The organism is Bradymonas sediminis, assembly GCF_003258315.1.
GTDB classification, from domain to species: Bacteria; Myxococcota_A; Bradymonadia; order Bradymonadales; family Bradymonadaceae; genus Bradymonas; species Bradymonas sediminis.
This window is the reverse complement of the sequence record NZ_CP030032.1, coordinates 1549985-1568137: the sequence shown is the minus strand read 5'-3', so window position 1 is coordinate 1568137 and position 18153 is coordinate 1549985. Positions and strand designations below refer to the sequence as shown.

Here is an 18153-nt window from a genome sequence, read left to right as displayed (position 1 = left end):
ATCTATTACTCGGCCGGCTCGGGCAGCTTCTGCTGCAACAATTCCCGGGCGAGTCCGGCGTCGGCGGTGCCGCCGCTGGCCTTCATCACCTGGCCGACGAAGAAGCCGAGAAGCTTGCGTTTACCCGCCGCGTAGCGGGTCACCGCGTCTTCGTTCTCGGCCAGAATTCCGTCGATCAGCGCGCCGAGTTCACCGGTATCGGTGATCCGCTCAAGGCCCTCTTCGCGGATGATATCCTCGGGCATATCCCCCGTGTCGAGCATCATGCCGAGAACCTGCCGGCTGATCTGATTGGTCACCCGCTCGTCGGCGAAAGCCTTGATAAGCTGGGCGACGCCTTCGGGCGTCAGCAACTCTTTGGAGATGCCGCCGAGTTCGAGCTCGCGCTCGGACAGCTCCGGGAGCAGCTCGTTGACGAACCAGGTCGCCACGGTCTGCGGCTCATTATAAGTCTCAAGCGCTGTTTCATAGAATTCGGCCACCGCCAGATCGCCGCTGAGCAAATCAGCGTCGTCATGCGACAGCTCATAATCCTGCTGGTAGCTCTCGAATCGGGCGGCCAGCGACGCATCCTGCGCGCGCGCCTGGTCGCGCTCATAGGACGCGGGCTTCTTGCTCGGGCGACGGCGGCTCGATTTCGAGTCCGCGTCATCATTTGCGGACTTCGCCTTTTTCTCGACCACCTTCGCCGGTTTCTCAGGCGTCTTTTGCTTCTTCGCCCAGGTATCGCGCAGCGCCGCGATGCGGTTGAAGACGAGCTTCTCGGTCGAGGAGTCCTTCGGGTCCTGCCAGAAATAACCCTCACGCTCGAATTGATAGCGGGTGTCGGCCGGGTCGTCGACGACGCTCGGCTCAACGCGCGCGTTTTTGATGATGCGCAGCGACTCCGGGTTCACAAACTCAAGGAAGTCACGCTCCGGGTCCGCCTCGGGGAACTCGACCGAGAAGAGCCGGTCGTAGATGCGCACCTCGGCCTCCCGCGAATGCGACGCCGACACCCAGTGAATCGTGCCCTTCGGGTTTCGCCCGTCGGGCGCCTCGCCCCCGCGGGTTTCGGGGTCGTAGCTGCAGCGAAGTTCGACGACCTCGCCGGCCTCGTTCTTGATGACCTCATCGCAGGTGATGAAATAGCCGTAGCGAAGCCGCACTTCGCGCCCCGGCGCCAGGCGCCAGAAGCTCTTGGGCGGGTTCTCCATGAAGTCGGCGCGGTCGATATAAAGCTCGCGGCTAAACGGAACCTTGCGGCTGCCGTCCATCGGCACGTCGCGGGGGAAATAATCCGCGTCGAGCCACTCCACCGCCGCCTCGCCGTCTTCGGCTTCGGGGTAATTGGTGAGCACGACCTTAAGCGGGTCCAGCACGCTCATCACCCGCGGCGCCTTCATATTGAGGTCGTCGCGGATGGCGTACTCAAGCATCTGCACGTCGACCGTGGAGTTGGCGCGCGCCACCCCCACCATATCGATAAAGCTATGAATCGCGCTGGGCGGCACGCCGCGGCGGCGAAGCCCGGCGATGGTCGGCAGGCGCGGGTCGTCCCAACCGTGCACCAGGTCTTTCTCGACGAGCTGGCGCAGCTTGCGCTTACTCATCACCGTATAATTGATATTGAGGCGCGCGAACTCGTATTGATGCGGACGCGACGGCACGTCCGAGTTCTCGACCATCCAATCGTAGAGCTCGCGGTTATTCTCGAATTCCAGCGAGCAAAGCGAGTGGGTGACGTGCTCAAACGCGTCTTCGAGCGCGTGGGCGAAGTCGTACATCGGGTAGATACACCAATCGTCGCCGGTTCGGTGGTGCGTGGCGTGACGGATGCGATACAGCAGCGGGTCGCGCATCAGCATATTCGGGTTGGCCAGGTCAATCTTGGCGCGCAACACATGCTCGCCGTCCTTGAACTCCCCGGCGCGCATGCGCGCGAAGAGGTCGAGGTTCTCCTCGACCGAGCGGTCCCGATACGGGCTCGGCTTGCCCGGCTCGCTCAGCGAGCCGCGGTACTCGCGAATCTCCTCAAGCGACAGGCTGTCGACATAGGCGCGGCCCTCTCGAATCAGGTCGACCGCGATATTATACATCTGCTCGAAATAGTCGGAGGCGAAGTAGATATGCTCGCCCCACTCCCCGCCAAGCCAGGCCACGTCTTCCTTAATCGACTCGACATATTCAATGTCTTCGGCCACCGGGTTGGTGTCGTCAAAGCGCAGATGACAGCGCGCCGGGATGCCGCGCGCCGCGTAGTCCCGGGCGATGCCGAAGTTTAGTAAAATCGACTTCGAGTGCCCGATATGCAGGTACCCGTTGGGCTCCGGCGGAAAGCGCGTCACGATCTCTTGATGTTTACCGGCGTCCAGGTCCGCGTCGATGATCGTACGGATAAAGTTGGTGCGCCCTTCTTCTGTTTTCTCTGAAGACATATTTCTTTTCTTTGAAAATGTTTTATTTGACGACTTCACCGTTGCTACGATTTCGAAAACCTATCGCAAGATAGCGCCCTCAAACCGACGCAACTGTCTAACATATTTTGGGTGGGATGCACCCGGAAATTTCAGCCCATTTGGAGCGCCGCTGGCAGCGCAACCTGCGGGGCGCGCGCGATAAAATGCGGGTTCAAAAGGTTCGCCTTATTATAGCTTAATGGCTCGCCATCAAGCCTGTGAACGACCCCGCCGGCCTGCTCTAAAATGCATTGGCCGGCGGCGATATCCCACTCGGAGGTCGGCCCCATCCGCGGATAAACGTCGGCCTTGCCCTCGGCGATCATGCACAGCTTCAGGGAGCTGCCCACGCGCAGCAACCGCGGCGCCCGATAGATCTGCTCCATATCGGTCATAAATTGCGCGTTCGCCCCGCGAATATGGGAGCGACTCACGATGATCGACAGGGGGCTCGTCTTATCCGACGCCGGGGCATCGATCCGCGGAATGGCGCGCCTGGACACACCAATGGGCGCAAAACCCTGGGCGGTCTCTTTAAAGGCGCCCATCCCCTGCACGCCCCAATAGGTAAGCCCGTAGACCGGCGCATAGATAACGCCCATGATCGGCTTTCCGTCGCGAATCAGCGCCACATTCACGGTAAAGTCGTCGTTCTTTTTGACGAATTCCTTGGTCCCATCCAGCGGGTCGACCAACCAATAGACATCCCAGGCCTGGCGCGTGCGCCAGGGGATTCGCACCGACTCCTCCGAGAGCACCGGGATGCCCGGAGCAAAGGCGCGCAACCCGTCTACCACCACCCGATGCGCCGCGAAATCCGCCTTCGTCACCGGGGTATCATCCGCCTTAAAGCGCAGGCCAATATTGCGTTTCTGGTAGAGCTCCATGATCGCATCGCCGGCGCGCTCACAGATCTTTGCGACCTCGCGGGCGGCGCGGGCGTTGAGTAGACTCTGGGTGTGGCGTTTCATAAAGATCCCGTTACAGATTGAATCGCGGCCAAGCGCGCCAAACAAGCTCCCCCTTCCAATACAGCTTCGCGCGCTCAACGCGCAACCTCGCAGGATATCTTCCCCGGGCACGCGCGCCCTGACCGATGGCTCTCGACGGCCTATTTTTAGGCAAAAAAATAGCCCCGCTCTCGCGGGGCTATTCTAAGCACACTCAGCGCATCGCCAACAATAACTCGCGCACGACCTTCGCGGCGAGCACCGCCGAGACGTCGGTGGGGTCAAGCTGGGGAGCAAGCTCCATGACGTCGCAGCCGATGATATTGAGGTTGGACAGCGCTGCGAGCAATTGCTCGAAGTCCGCCCAATCGATGCCACCGGGCTCCGGGGTGCCGGTGCCGGGGAAATACGCGGGGTCGAAGACGTCCAGGTCGACCGTCAAATAAACCGGACGCTGACCGAACTCGGCGACCCGCTCGGCCAACACGACGCCCTCGGGCGACGTATAGCGGCCGGATTCGCGCAATTCGGTGAATTCCTCGCGCGTTCCCGAGCGGATGCCAACCTGTAAAAGCCGGTGTTCGCCCGGCGCGTCGGCTCCGCCCAAAAGGTCCAGGCAGCGGCGCATCGCGCACGCGTGGCTGAACTTCTCGCCAAGATAATCCGCGCGCAAGTCGGCGTGGGCGTCGAGCTGCACGACGACCAGGTCGGGGTGCTGCTCAAGCGCGCCGCGCACCGCGCCGGCGGTCAGCGAATGCTCGCCGCCGAGCATCACCGGTCGCCCGCCCCGGCTCAGGATTTCGCTCACGGCTTCGGCCACCCTATCAACCGCCGGCTCCGGCGAGCCGAACGGCAGGTCGAGGTTGCCCGCGTCGAGGATCGCGGCGTCCTCGAGGTCCGCGTGCTGGGTGGGCGAATAGGTCTCAAGACCGTCGCTCACCCGACGAATCGCGTCCGGCCCGAAGCGGGTGCCCGGGCGAAAGGAGGTCGTTCCGTCATAGGCGGCACCAAAAACCACCGCCGTGCCGGGCTCGAACTCCACCGCGCGCGCCGCCGAGATATAGAGCGGCGCGCTGTCGTCTCCAAAACTCAGATCAGCAAATGAAAGTCGATTCATAGCGCACGCCGAATGTGGTTGGGGATCGCAAACGCACCGTGGTGAATATCCTCGTTATAGATCTCGGTGAACTCCGAGATGAAATCTACACGCTCGCGGATAATATCACGCGGCGAGACCGATTTCGACGCGTAGGTCCAGCTCCAGCTACCGCCCGGATAGATCGTTACGGTCCCATAATAGGGGTGCACGTTTTTGAAGGTACCCTTCATTACGCGGATCATATCGAGGTGGACGTCGCGAAAGAGCACCGGGCTCTCACTCTGAGTGACGAAGACGCCGTCGTCGGCCAGCAGATTCTCACAGCCTTGATAGAACTCAAGGTCAAAGAGACCTTGCGCCGGGCCAACCGGGTCGGAGCCGTCGATGATGATGACATCATAGGGCGCGACATCGGTGCGGCGCGACCATTTGATGCCGTCATCGATGTGAACATGGAGACGCGCATCGTCCCAGGCGCTGCCGATCTCGGGCAAAAACTCCTTACAGGCATCGACGACCATGCCGTCGATCTCGACCAGGTCAACATGCTCGACTTCCGGGTAGCGAAGCACTTCGCGGGCAGTGCCGCCGTCGCCGCCGCCGATGATCAATACGCGGCGGATACTCGGCGAGGTGGTCATCACCGGGTGCACCAACATCTCGTGATAGGTCTTCTCATCGCCCTGCGCGGTCATCCAGAGGCCGTCCAAGGCCAGCGCCTTCCCGAGCAACTCGGTTTCGACGATCTCGACGCGTTGAAACGCGCTCTGGTCGCTAAATAAAGTACGCTTGACCTTGAGGCCGCAACGCAGGGAATTTTCAAAAACTTCGTCGTACCAAAGCGCCATAATAAACCCTCCAGACTCTGCCAAATCGAGGCAAAAAGATGCCGAAAGCCCAGACAGAGCGCGCCCTCTCCTTTCATTAAGAAGGCGCACCATATCCGGACGAAGGGGGCGTGCTGAGACGCCCCGCGATCGTGATTATTTCGACTGAATTATAATTTCCACAGGACGATGCCGGCGAACGCAGCACCGTGTTTCTCGACGACATGCTCGGCGCCGATCGAGACGACCTCGCGAATTTCGCGGTTGCGGTAGGCCATGCCCTGCACGGCCATTTCGCGCACCTGCGCTTCGATCTCTTCCAGCGTCCCGACGCCGTGGTGCTCCATGATGAGCCCGGGCAATTCGGGGTCGGCGGGAATCCCGACGGCCACCGCCGAGGCGATCACTTCGCCCGGCACGCTCGACGTCATATCGGCATAGGCCACCGGCACCAGCGCGCCGTAGGGAAGCGCGATGCGCTCAATGCGCTGGCAGGACGGCGGCAGAATCGAGCTCATGCGCACCAGGTTGGTGTCACCGACACCCGACTCAAGCAACGCCTGGTCGAAAGCGTTAAGCGAGGAATACCCCTCGGCGTGACCCGACACGATAAAATAATGCGTAGGTTGTGTGAAAATCATCGCTGTCCTCCCGCGGCCAACTTGGCGGCAAAATTGCCGGCGTCAACGGTGTGATCCTGGACCTGGAGGCTGTTGGCGTCTTCAATCGCGCCGCGGCTCACGTCCATGATCTCGAAATGCGCAGGTTTCAAACCCTGACATAAAACAAGATGCCCCTCGAAGGGATCGCAATCCCCACAAGTATAGAAATCCATGGCCGCGTATCCATTCTCCGGCCATGTATGAATCGACAAATGCGATTCCTGCAAGACGAGCACTCCGCTCATCCCACAGGGTGAAAAAGAGTGAAAGACATCGGCGACCACTGTCGCTCCCGAAGCTTGGGCCGCACGAAACATCCATTCTTTTAGCTGCTCGGGATTATTCAAAATCTCGCGATCACAGCCCTGGTACTCCATCAGCAAATGCCGACCGTATGTTTGCATCCTCAGGGTCCTCCTCGTGTTAATGCGGAGACAACGCCCTTCTGTCTTTGGGATCAGCAATCCTCAGATAGCGCATCTTTGTGGGACAATAGGTTGTGTCTGGGGCCACTCGTAGCGTGGCAGGAAATAGGACCTAAACCCGGGCCCTCAGGACGAGGGAAACGAATTTAGGAGAAGCAGCCTACACCCGAACCGACCTCATGTCAAAGCTAAAACACCGAGCCACGAAAGTTATTCTTCACTTTAGCTTCCCCTCCTCACCACGCCCTCGGCATATCAAAAACTGCAAACCCAGCATTTTTCATGCCGCCTCCTCAATCAACTCGAGTATTCGGCGGACTACCGGGCACGCTCCGCGGGGAAATTTAGCGGGAACCGATCCGCCAGGGTTGCGAAAATCCGCCATTTCTGAAATATTACAGCGGCACTCTTGATCACACGGTTATCAGGGCGGGCGCAAAAGACAGGATAAAACCCTATTGAATATTTGACATTCAATATTGATGTCGGGATATCGATCGCGCAACGATGCCCGCTGGGGGCCTCTTATTGCTTGTCGAACCAAACGTTAATCTCGCGCATTATAATAAGTTCTTGCGAGCACCAACTCGAACAATGGAGTAAAAGCAAATGAACACCGCGACGTGGCTCAAAGCCTCACCCAAATTAGCAGCACTCTTCTTAGCCGCCAGCCTGGCGCTTAGCGCATGCAGTGGCGACGATGTCGCCCTGAAGTCACATTTCGACACCGGCCATCAAGCCGATGCAGGTGATTCCGACGGCAGCGGCGGCGACTCCGACGGCAGCGGTGGCGACTCCGACGGCAGCGGTGGCGACTCCGACGGCAGCGGCGGTGACTCCGACGGCAGCGGCGGTGACCTCGACGGCAGCGGTGGCGACTCCGACGGCAGCGGCGGTGACCTCGACGGCAGCGGCGGCGACTCCGACGGCAGCGGCGGTGACTCCGACGGCAGCGGCGGCGACTCCGACGGCAGCGGCGGCGACTCCGACGGCAGCGGCGGTGACTCCGACGGCAGCGGCGGCGACTCTGACGGCAGCGGTGGCGACTCCGACGGCAGCGGCGGCGACGAGTGCTATGAATCCGGCTCCGAGATCGGCCAGGATTGCGCCCTTCAAGAAGGCGTGTGTGCCGGTACCCAAACCACGACCTGCGACGGCGTAGATTACGCGGCTTGCACCGAAGTTGAATACGGTTCCGACTATAATAGCGACCCGGAAGAAGGCCGCGTCTGCGACGGGCTGGACAACAATTGCGACGGCATCGTCGACAACGCCTGCTGTGGCGTGGGCGCGAATGACGCCGAGCCGACCGCCGAAACCCTCGGTAACGCCAGCAACCGTGTTGCCTACCAAAATATCGGCCCCCACAGCCCCACCGTCATTGACGCGGCCGCTGGCGCACCCGCCGGAGCCACCTCGCTCGTCGTGTGGCTCGAAGAGGACGAGAGCACGCTCGCGGCCCAGCATATCGACCGCGATGGCAAACCCGTTGGCGATAAATATACCCGTGAGGCTGACACCGCCGCTCCTATCACCGCGGTGACCACCCCCCAGGGATATGAGATCATCTGGGGAGATAACGCGGGGCCCCTGGGCACGATCAGAAGACACGTCTATGTTCAGCCGGTGAGCCCGACGCTGAGCCCGGTCGGCGCGTCGGTCCAACTCTTCCGAAGCGGCCTCTCATCGGACAAGCTCAACCAGATTACCGCGGCCTATCAGGACGGCGCGGTGCTCGTTGGCATCGTCGACAAGGTCGGTGGATTGGTCACCAAGCCCAAAGTCGCCGGCATCCACTATCGCGTAAACGATCGTCCTAACTCGATTAATATCTTGAATCTCGACGTCGGCGAGCCCCGCACTAACGCCACCGTGCGCGCATTCGCGCTGGATAACGGCCTGCTGCTCACCTGGAACCTGGTGCCCAACTCCAGTGGCGCCACGACCACGCGTTTTGCCGGCAACCTCTACGACTCGGCAGGCGTCGCCACCGGCTCCTTCACCACCAGCAACGCGGACCAGCTCACCGGCGACTTCGACATCGTGCAGACCGGCGCCAACGAAGTCCTTGCGGTCTTCCCCGAGAAGCGCTTCAGCAACCGCGTGCTGGTCGCCAGCACGATCAACCTGGCCACGAACACCATCGGCACCAAGGTCGTGCTGACCGACGCCATCAACGACAGCGTGGCGCCGGCCCTCGCCGGACGTGACACCGACAGCGACGGCTATGTCGACCAGACCACCATCGCCTGGGTGTCCAAGTCCAACACCGAGACCAACCTGGTCGCGTCCTCCTTCGACGCCCAGAACCCGGCCCTGATCGCCGATATGTCCACCGTCGCCTCGAACCAGAGCAACCTCGACAACGCAGAGGTGGCCATCACCGACACCAACGCGGTCACCGTTTGGCAGACGCGCACCGGCACTCAGCAGGTGAAGACCGCCGCCGTCACCCTGGACGGCAACGCTCTTTGCCTCGACTAAGCTCAAGGCGCTGAAGCAATGCCCCCTGGCATTGCTCCGCTAAAAACCCCGCCGGCTCGCCAACTTATTTGGCGAGCCGGCGGGGTTTTCTGCTCTGCCGGCCCGGGGCTTTCTCGTTTGTCTATTTCGGGCTTGCTTGCTAAGAATTTCCATCCGTAATACCCGATGTTTGAGACTCCGCGGTCCACCTAAAATGAGAGCAAATAGATGAGCGAAGCCACGCAGAAATCCACCGCCAACGCCGTCCCCGAGCGCGCCGACATCGCCGAGCGCCACAAATGGAACCTTGGCGACATCTACCCCAATTGGGAGGCATGGGACGAAGACATCACGCGCTGCCGTGCGCTGATGGACAAATTCGTCGCAATGAAGGGAACGCTCGGCGACGGCGCCGAGCGCATGCTCGAGGCCTATCAACTCAACGACCAGATTGGGATGATGGCCTATAAGATCTTCCGCTACCCTCAGCTTAGCTACGACACCGACCAGCGCAATAATGAGCTGCTCGCGCGCATCCAAAATGTGCAGAATTTATTCGCCGAGTTTGGCACCAAAGCGGCCTGGTTTGAGCCCGAGTTGGTCTCCCTCGACGAAGACACGGTGCGCGGCTGGGTCGACGCCGAGGACGCGCTCAAGGACTATCGCTTCCCGATCGGCGAGGTCTTTCGCCAGCGAGAGCATGTGCTCGACGAGGAAGGCGAGCGCCTGCTGTCCTATTTTAGCCGCTTTAACGGCAACCCCGGCGAGACCTACCGGGCGCTGTCGACCGCCGACGTGAAGTTCAACACCGTCGAGCTCAGCGACGGCAGCGAGGTCGAGGTCAGCCACGCCGCCTACTCCCGCCTGCTGCGCACCTGCCGCAACCAGGAGGATCGCAAAAAAGCATTCGAGGCGATGTACGGCATCTACCAGGACAAGGCCAACACCTACGCCTCCCTCTATAACGGCATCTGCCAGCGCGGCGCCGCCAGCGCGCGAGCGCGAAATTTCGACAGCGCCGTGCACGCCGCGCTCGACGGAAATAACGTCCCGGTGAGCGTGCTTGAGACCCTGGTCGAGACCGCCGCCGCCGGCGTCGCCCCGCTGCAGCGCTATCATGCGTTGCGCAAAAAAGTGCTCGGGCTGGAGAAATACGACCAATACGACGGCTCGATCCCGCTGGTCGATTTCGACCTGGAATACGAATACGACGCGGTCGCCGAGACCATCATCGCCTCGGTCGCCCCGCTGGGCGAGGACTATCAACGTCAGATCCGCGAGGCGCTCGAGGGCGGCTGGATCGATGTCTATGAGACCAAGGGCAAGCGCTCAGGCGCGTATTCTGCCGGCGTCTACGGCGTCCACCCCTATATGCTGCTCAATTATAATGGCACCCTGTCGGACGTGTTCACCCTGGCCCACGAGCTTGGCCACACGATGCACACCCTGCTCGCGAACCAGACCCAGCCCTTTGCAACCTCGGACTATACGATCTTTGTGGCCGAGGTCGCCTCGACGCTCAACGAAGCGCTGCTGCTCGAGTATATGCTCGGCCAAACCGAAGACCCCGTGGAGCGCGCGGTGCTCTTGCAGCACGCCATCGACGGCATCGTCGGCACCTTTTATATGCAGGCGCTCTTTGCCGACTACGAACTTCGCGCCCACCAACTCGCCGAGGAAGACCAGCCGATCACCGCGGAGGTCTTAAACGAGGTTTATTATAGCCGGCTGAAGCATTATCTGGGGGACGTCGCCGAGCTTGACCCGCTCTACGCCGCGACCTGGGCGAGGATTCCGCATTTCTTCAACTCGCCCTTTTATGTCTATCAATACGCGACCTGCTACGCGTCTTCGGCCAAGCTTGTGCGCGAGGTCCTCGACGAGGGCCAAGGCCAGGCCGAAGCGGTTGAGCGCTACCTGAATTTGCTGCGCGCCGGCGGCAGCGACCACCCCATGGAGCTGCTCAAAGCCGCAGGCGTCGATCTGAGCGAACCCTCCACGGTAGAGGCGGTCGTCACCCAGCTCGACACCCTGGTCGGCATGCTCGAAAAGGAGCTCGACGCCCTGGCTCAGGCCGAATAAGCCTCGCCGCCTAAGCGCGACTAGTCATCGAGGGGCTCCGGTAAAAATACCGGCGGTTGCAGGAGCCCCATGATGACCAAAAACCCGCCCACCAGCGCGAAGGTAAATTGCCAATTCGGGTCCAAAAAATACGTCACCAACCCCAAGATCGCCCCGCCCTTGGCCAGCATCCAGCAGAAAAACGCGGTCGGAACGCCGTTGCCGCCAAAGCGGGTCTTATAGATCACCGCGACCCCCAGCCACATAAAAGCGACCATCACCCCGACCACCAGCGTCGTATTCGACAACCCGCCGGTAGGCCCGCTCGCCCCGGCGCTCGACCAAAACACGAAGGCCAACTCCCCCGCGGTCGCCGCCACGATTCCGAACCAATACCACCAGAGCAGCACTGATAATTGCTTGCGTTCTAGCTCCTGCTCTTCGGCGCTCATCTTCTCGGGCATCGTGATTCCAAATGAGGTATCGTGTGGGTGATCAGATCTTAAGCGTTTCGCGCGAAAGTTCCATCTTGTCTAGCCATGCGCTACTTTATATTGAGAAGTTTGACCTGTCTGTAGCAGCGCGATAGTCTTCTGCTTGAAAAGCTGACTTAATCTGTTCGTTTAGAGATGCCCCAATGCGATATAAAAATATAAAAAAATACACCCTTCTACTTACGGTGCTCACGCTGCTCTCGGGCTGCATCTTGGGCGAGGATGCGCCGCAGGCGCGCAATGACGCGAACGCCGCGATGGATGCCCGCGCTGACTCGAATAATGCTTCCCCAACAGACGCGAGTTCGACAACCCCTGATACCGATGCAAGCGACGCTATTCAGGATGGCGTGGATACGACCGCCGACGCCGGAAGAGTCACCTGCTCGGATGTCAGCGATTGTGAACCGCATGCGACTGAGGGGCAGCGATTTACCTGCTTAACCAGTACAAATACCTGTGCATTTTCTTGCAAGGATAATTATAAAGCTTGCGACCCCGCGCAGCCCGATAAGTGCTTTGCGCTAAATACGGTCACCCACTGCGGCGACTGCGCCACCTCGTGCCCCGAGGACAACTCCAATCGCATCCCCGCCTGCGAGGAGAACACCCCGAACGAAAACAACACGACTACCCCCACATATCGGTGTGCATATAACGAGTGCCAGCCGGGCTACGAGCGCGCCGATACCGACGCGGGCGATAGCGCGGACGCGGATTGTGTTCCCAGCGAGGATCCTGGCTGATTTGGATTGACCCCATCATTAATCGAACTGGAGTTTATGATGTCTTTTAGAAAAACATCTTTGATCCTTACCTTTATCTGCCTTTGCGCGGCACTCGCGGGTTGCAGTGACGATTCGCCCTCCCAAAAGGCAACCGATATCGTCCAAGACACGGGTGATTCTGATATTCAGGACGCCGGCGACCAAGATACCCAAACACCGGACGCCGACGCAAACGATGCCGACGCGGAGGACGCCGACGCCGATGATACCTCAGACGACGCGGATGCCTCCACCGGCATCCCGTGTGAGAGCCCAAACGACTGCGCCGCCGGGGCCAACCAGGGCGGGTTCTGCAACCCGGAGACCCAATTTTGCGAATTTGCCTGTGACAACGGCTTTGCCGATTGTGATGGCGACCCAAGCAACGGATGCGAGGTTGATCTCAGCAGCGACGCCGCAAACTGTGGCACCTGCGGCACCATTTGCTCTGCGACGAACCTGAATTATTTGCCCCTTTGCGCACCGGACCCCGACGAGGTCGGGGTTTGCAAGGTCGACTCCAATCTTTGCGCCGAGGGCTTCGCCGACCTCAACGGCGACGCAAACGATGGCTGCGAATGCGAAATCGAGGATCCCAACGACCTTATTGACGCCGACGGCACCGACACGAACTGCGACGGCGTCGACGGCGTGCTCGCCGACTCGGTCTTCGTCGCCGCGACCGGCGACGACACCGCAAATGACGGGTTTAGCCCCGACGCCCCGCTCGCCAGCTTAAGCGCTGCGCTGCAGGCCGCGGCCGACAACGATCGCCACCACATCCTCGTCGCGGGCGGCACCTACGAAGGCGCGCTCAACCTGCACGATGGCATCAGCATCTACGGCGGATTTAAAGCCGATGGATTCGCGCGCGACCTGGCCAATGAGACGACCACCATCGCCGCGGCGGCCAGTGATTTCGACGCAACGACCACGGCCTATATCACCGTCAAAGCTGACGCCCTCACCAACCCGACCACCCTTGATAACCTGGTGATTGAGGGGTTCGACGCCACCAATAAGGGCGCTTCGACCTTCTCGGTCTATGCCCTCAACGCACCGGGGTTGACGATCCAGAATACCACGGTCCGCGGCGGCGTCGCGGCCAAAGGTAACGACGGCGCAGATGGCACGCGGCTCAAGACCCTCCCCGTCCCGGAAGGAGGCGACGGCGGTGCCACCAGTGGATTTCAGCCATGTGGCGCCGGGGCCAGCGATGCAAACCCCGGCCACCATGGAGATAACTTCACCCAGAGCGCCGGCACCGGCGGTGCTGGAGGTAGCCATAAATGCAACGCAAATGCCGCGGGCGGAGTGGCGGGCAACAAAGGCGCGCCGGGAACCCCTGGCGTCCCCGGCATCCTGCCGGCGGACGGTCTGCTCGGCAATTTCGACGCCACAGGCACCTGGATTCCGGCGCTGGCCACGCCTCCAACCGACGGAACCAGCGGCGGCGGCGGCGGCGGTGGCGGTGCCGGCGGCAATTACGAAACGAATACGGTACTTAACTGCACTTTCTCCCCTCCCTGCTTCTATGCAGGCACCGCGGGGGGCAACGGCGGCAATGGCGGATACCCCGGGGGCGCGGGCACAAACGGCATCCCTGGCGGTAGCTCCTTCGCGATTGTTGTGCTCGATGCAGCGATCAATATCGACCAATCCACCGTGATTTTGGGCAACGGTGGGGACGGCGGAGATGGTGGCCTCGGAGCCCTCGGACAAGAAAATGGCAGCCGCCCCCCCTCCTCGGGCACTGCCCCCAATTCCCCCAAGGCAGGCAAAGGCGGCGACGGTGGCTACGGCGGTGACGGTGGCCACGGCGGAAACGGCGCCGGCGGCCAGGGCGGCAACGCCATTGGCCTGGCAACCAGCGGCGCAACGGTCAGCACTGAGGGCGTCACCTTCGACGACAGCAACGCCGCAGCTGGCGCAGGAGGCACCGGCGCCACGCAAGTCGGCGTCGCTGATGCCCCCGACGGCCGCGACGGCGTGATGGAGAATATCAAAGCCTTCGGCACATCAAACTAAGCCTCACGGAGCTCCCCGCCCCACACCCCCGAACCGCGACGCGGTCGGGGGTGTTTTTTATGAAACTTTAATTTCCATTTAAAGCAGTGCTAAGGATAAGATACAATCTCATATTTCGTCCAATTCTGCGGGAGCAAACCAAATCATGTATACAATTACTGGTCGTCATCTAACTCTGTCGATACTCATCTCTCTTCTTGCCCTCTCAGGTTGCAGCGACGCGCCGGCGTCGCGAAACGACCGCACGCTCGACTCTGGTGTTTCCGATGCAGGCCACCAAGACGCCGACACCGCAGGTGAAGACCCAGACACCGCGGGTGAAGACCCAGACACCACAAATGAGGACGCAGACGCGATCGGTGAAGACGCTGACACCACGCCGGATGACCCCGCGTGCCAGGTCGACGACGATTGTGAATCGAACGCAAATCAAAACGCCGAATGCGACACTACGACCAACACCTGCGTCCTGACCTGCGACGACGGCTTCGCCGACTGCGACGCCGACTCGGCCAACGGCTGCGAGGTCGACCTCAGCGCCGACCTCGAAAACTGCGGCGCCTGCGGGACCGTTTGCACGGCGACGAACCTGAATTATTTGCCCCTTTGCGCGCCGGACCCCGACACGGGCGGGGTTTGCAAGGTCGACTCCAATCTTTGCCTCGAGGGCTTCGTTGACCTCAACGGCGACACAAGCGATGGCTGCGAATGTGAGATCACCAATCCGAACGACCCCATCGACGCCGACGGCCTCGACGGCAACTGTGACGGCGTCGACGGCATCCTCGAAGACATCGTCTTCGTCGCCCCGAGCGGCGACGACACGGCAAATGACGGCTTCACCCCCGACGCCCCGCTCGCCACTTTAAGCGCAGCGCTGCAGGCCGCGGCGGATAACGGACGCCATCATATTCAGGTCGCCGGCGGCACCTACCAAGGCGCGCTCGTCCTGAAAGATGGCATCAGCATCTACGGCGGATATAAAGCCAGTGGTTTCGCGCGCGACATCGCCAATGAGACCACCACCATTGTCGCGGCGGCCAGTGATTTCGACACAACGACCACGGCCTATATCACCGTCAAAGCCGAGGCCATCACCAACCCGACCACCCTCGATAACCTCACGATTGAGGGCTTCGACGCCACCAATGACGGCGCTTCGACCTTCTCGGTCTATGCCCTCAACGCACCGGGCTTAACGCTCCAGAGTACCACGGTACGCGGCGGCGTCGCGACTGCAGGAAGCGACGGCGCAGATGGCTCGCAGCTCACGAGCGCCCCCGCCCCTGAAGGCGGTGGCGGTGGTGTGGCCAGCGACTTCCGGCAGTGTGGCGCCGGTGCTAGCAGTGCGAATCCCGGCTCCCATGGCCAAAATTTCACCACAGACGCCGGCACTGGCGGTTCTGGAGGTCAGCATAAATGTAACGAGAATGCAGCGTCCGGTTTGCCGGGCAAAAAAGGCGCGCCGGGAACCCCTGGCGTACCCGGCATCCTGCCGGCAGACGGTGTGCTCGGCAATTTCGACGCCACGGGTACCTGGATTCCGGCGCTGGCCACGCCCCCAACCGACGGGACCAGCGGCGGCGGCGGTGGCGGCGGTGGTGCGGGCGGCAATCACCACACCGATACCCTCTCCTCCTGTACTGTGCTTCCTCCCTGCTTCTATGCAGGGACCGCCGGGGGAGACGGCGGCGATGGCGGATACGCCGGGGGCGCGGGCACAAACGGTAGCCCTGGCGGTAGCTCTTTCGCGATTGTTGTGCTCGACGCAGCGATCAATATTGAGCAATCCAGGGTGATTTTGGGCAAGGGTGGTAACGGCGGAGATGGGGGCTACGGAGCCCTCGGACAAGAAAATGGCAGCAGTACCCCGACCTCAAGCGATGCCCCCGATTCCCCCAAGGCTGGCAAAGGCGGCGACGGGGGCTATGGCGGCGACGGGGGCCACGGCGGAAACGGCGCCGGCGGCCAGGGCGGCAACGCCATTGGCCTGGCAACCTACGGCGCCACCGTCGACTCGACCGGCATCACCTTCGACAGCAGCAACGCAGCATTCGGTGCGGGTGGTGCCGGCGCGAGGCGAGTCGGCGTCGCAGCCCTCGACGCCCCCGACGGCCGCGACGGCGTGAAGGAGAATGTCAAAGCCTTCGGCACGTCCAACTAAGCCTTCCCTCACTTCGGCGCAGCGCGACCTCTCCTCTCCCCCGAGCGGTCGCGCTGCACCACTTACCCTGCGCTACTGAATCCCCTCCAACCCCAGCCTCCTATCTTCGGATTTCAACCGTTTCTGCCCCCAACGACCTTTCCCCCCAAAGCACTTGCCGACAACGCCCACGCAAGGTAGTTTAAGCCAGAATGTCCCGATACCAATCTCTCGACGAGATTATGATGTATAATTCTGAATTTCCGTATTGCTCTCCAGGCCTGCTGTCGACTCTTCACGCGCGCGGCCGCCGCTTGCTCCCCACCCTGCTGGGAATGTCGGCGTTGCTGCTGCTCCAGAGCTGCTCGCTACTCCTCGACTTCGACGAGTGCGCCACGGATTCGGATTGCGCCGGCGCCGGGGTTTGCACCGAGGGAATCTGCAAGCCGCCGCCCACCGAAGCGGTGATCAATATCATCGCCGAGGACACGACCTGGACCGCAGACAAGGTCTATCTGCTCAAGGACGTCATCACGATCACCAGTCCCGCCGTGCTGACCATCGAGCCGGGGACCAAAGTCCTGGCCGAGAAAGGCGCGGCGCTGGTTGCCCTGCCCGGCGCCCGCATTGAGGCCGTCGGCACCCGCCAGGCGCCCATCGTCTTCAGCAGCGCCGAGCCGGTTGGCCGTCGCCGCGCGGGCGATTGGGGCGGCGTCGCGCTGATCGGCAAGGCCAAGGTCAGTCGCGAAGACTTCAACCTGCGCATCAACGCCGATGAGCAACAGCCCATCGTCGGCGGCACCGACGACAACTGGAATTGCGGCACCATCAAATACACCCGCATCGAATTCGGCGGCGGCTTTGTCGAGGGTGACAACGCGCTCAACGGCCTCACGCTGGCCGGCTGCGGCAAAGAAACCACGGTCGATTACGTCCACATCCACAAGGGCGACGACGACAACCTCGAGATCTTCGGCGGCTCTGTCGACATCCGCCATATCCTGCTGACGCGCGCGGGCGACGACCCCTTCGATATCGACACCGGCTGGCATGGCACCGCCCAATTCCTCGCCATCCAACAGGACCCGGTGGGCAATAACTCCTTGGAAATCGGCGGCCTCAAAGAAGACCACACCGCAGAGCCGCTGACCGACATCAAGATCTATAACTATACGCTTATCGGCGGTCAGGGCGGCGGCGATATCCAACGCGGCGCCCACATTAAAGAAGGCGCGCGCGCCTTCATGTCCCATGGCATCATCATGGGACACCACACCGTCGGCGTTGAGGTCTCCGACGAAGCATCCATTCAGGGCGCACGTGACGGCCACACCGTGGTCCAACACACCCTCTTTTATGAAGTTGGCCTCAACGGCGACAGCTATTTTCACGCCGGCGCCTCGGTCCCCGCAGACCCAGGCAGCGGCGACGCGGGCCTCGACGCAGGTAGCGAGGACGCCGGCGGAACCGATGCCGACACGAACTCCGACCCGGGCGGCTCCGAAGAAGGCGAGTATTTCGACCAGGTCGCATATTTCACCCAACCCGGGTTTAATAATATCTTCGGCGAAGACCCAGGCATCGAGCGCCCCTTCGACCTCACCAACCCGAGCTGGGTCCCCAGCGCGACCCATACCACCGGCGCCGCGATCACCCCGCCACCGGTCGCCGAGGGCTTCGACCCAACCGGCGTCTACCTGGGCGCGTTCCGCCCCGGCGAGATTCCCTGGACCGAAGGCTGGACCGATTACCCCCTTAATTAAGTTGATCCTTTATACCGAGAGCACGGAGCCTTT

The 18153-nt window shown here is 61.5% G+C and carries 13 protein-coding genes; 6 read left to right on the top strand and 7 right to left on the bottom strand.

Features of this window, described 5'->3' with window-relative positions; translation table 11 throughout:
• Positions 1-5 precede the first annotated feature (5 nt).
• The 6 genes from DN745_RS05830 to speD form a co-directional block, all read right to left on the bottom strand.
• Entirely contained in the window at positions 6-2417 is a 2412-nt protein-coding gene (locus DN745_RS05830) for a glutamine--tRNA ligase/YqeY domain fusion protein (protein ID WP_111332938.1), read from the bottom strand.
• Positions 2418-2548: 131 nt separating this feature from the next.
• Positions 2549-3409: a 3'(2'),5'-bisphosphate nucleotidase CysQ gene (gene cysQ / locus DN745_RS05825; protein ID WP_111337556.1), complete on the bottom strand. Its 861-nt coding sequence runs from the start codon at positions 3407-3409 to the stop codon at positions 2549-2551.
• 193 nt (positions 3410-3602) lie between these two features.
• A complete protein-coding gene (gene speB / locus DN745_RS05820; RefSeq protein WP_111332937.1) occupies positions 3603-4505 on the bottom strand; it encodes an agmatinase in 903 nt (300 codons plus the stop codon).
• Entirely contained in the window at positions 4502-5335 is an 834-nt protein-coding gene (speE, locus tag DN745_RS05815) for a polyamine aminopropyltransferase (protein ID WP_111332935.1), read from the bottom strand. The genes speB and speE overlap by 4 nt, the downstream gene beginning before the upstream one ends.
• 149 nt (positions 5336-5484) lie before the next feature.
• Positions 5485-5955: a pyruvoyl-dependent arginine decarboxylase gene (locus DN745_RS05810; protein ID WP_111332934.1), complete on the bottom strand. Its 471-nt coding sequence runs from the start codon at positions 5953-5955 to the stop codon at positions 5485-5487.
• Positions 5952-6380, bottom strand: coding sequence for an adenosylmethionine decarboxylase (gene speD / locus DN745_RS05805; protein ID WP_111332932.1), 429 nt, complete (start codon positions 6378-6380; stop codon positions 5952-5954). The genes DN745_RS05810 and speD overlap by 4 nt, the downstream gene beginning before the upstream one ends.
• Before the next feature lie 630 nt (positions 6381-7010).
• Between speD and DN745_RS19235 the strand changes: the two genes are divergently transcribed.
• Together DN745_RS19235 and pepF are read left to right on the top strand one after the other, a co-directional pair.
• Positions 7011-8885: a hypothetical protein gene (locus DN745_RS19235; RefSeq protein ID WP_162687486.1), complete on the top strand. Its 1875-nt coding sequence runs from the start codon at positions 7011-7013 to the stop codon at positions 8883-8885.
• Between the two features lie 207 nt (positions 8886-9092).
• Positions 9093-10946, top strand: coding sequence for an oligoendopeptidase F (gene pepF, locus DN745_RS05795; RefSeq protein ID WP_111332930.1), 1854 nt, complete (start codon positions 9093-9095; stop codon positions 10944-10946).
• A gap of 20 nt (positions 10947-10966) precedes the next feature.
• On the opposite strand, the gene DN745_RS05790 is transcribed toward pepF, so the two are convergent.
• On the bottom strand, positions 10967-11389 hold the full coding sequence (locus DN745_RS05790; RefSeq protein ID WP_111332929.1) for a hypothetical protein: 423 nt from the start codon (positions 11387-11389) through the stop codon (positions 10967-10969).
• A gap of 173 nt (positions 11390-11562) precedes the next feature.
• Here DN745_RS05790 and DN745_RS05785 point away from each other — a divergent pair, with 173 nt between their 5' ends.
• The 4 genes from DN745_RS05785 (at position 11563) to DN745_RS05770 (ending at position 18120) form a co-directional block, all read left to right on the top strand.
• Entirely contained in the window at positions 11563-12165 is a 603-nt protein-coding gene (locus tag DN745_RS05785) for a hypothetical protein (RefSeq protein WP_111332927.1), read from the top strand.
• A 36-nt stretch (positions 12166-12201) separates the two neighbouring features.
• Positions 12202-14214, top strand: coding sequence for a hypothetical protein (locus DN745_RS05780; RefSeq protein ID WP_133622047.1), 2013 nt, complete (start codon positions 12202-12204; stop codon positions 14212-14214).
• Positions 14215-14359: 145 nt separating this feature from the next.
• Positions 14360-16378, top strand: coding sequence for a right-handed parallel beta-helix repeat-containing protein (locus DN745_RS05775; protein ID WP_111332924.1), 2019 nt, complete (start codon positions 14360-14362; stop codon positions 16376-16378).
• Positions 16379-16599: 221 nt separating this feature from the next.
• Entirely contained in the window at positions 16600-18120 is a 1521-nt protein-coding gene (locus DN745_RS05770; RefSeq protein WP_133622046.1) for a hypothetical protein, read from the top strand.
• The last annotated feature ends 33 nt before the right edge of the window (positions 18121-18153 follow it).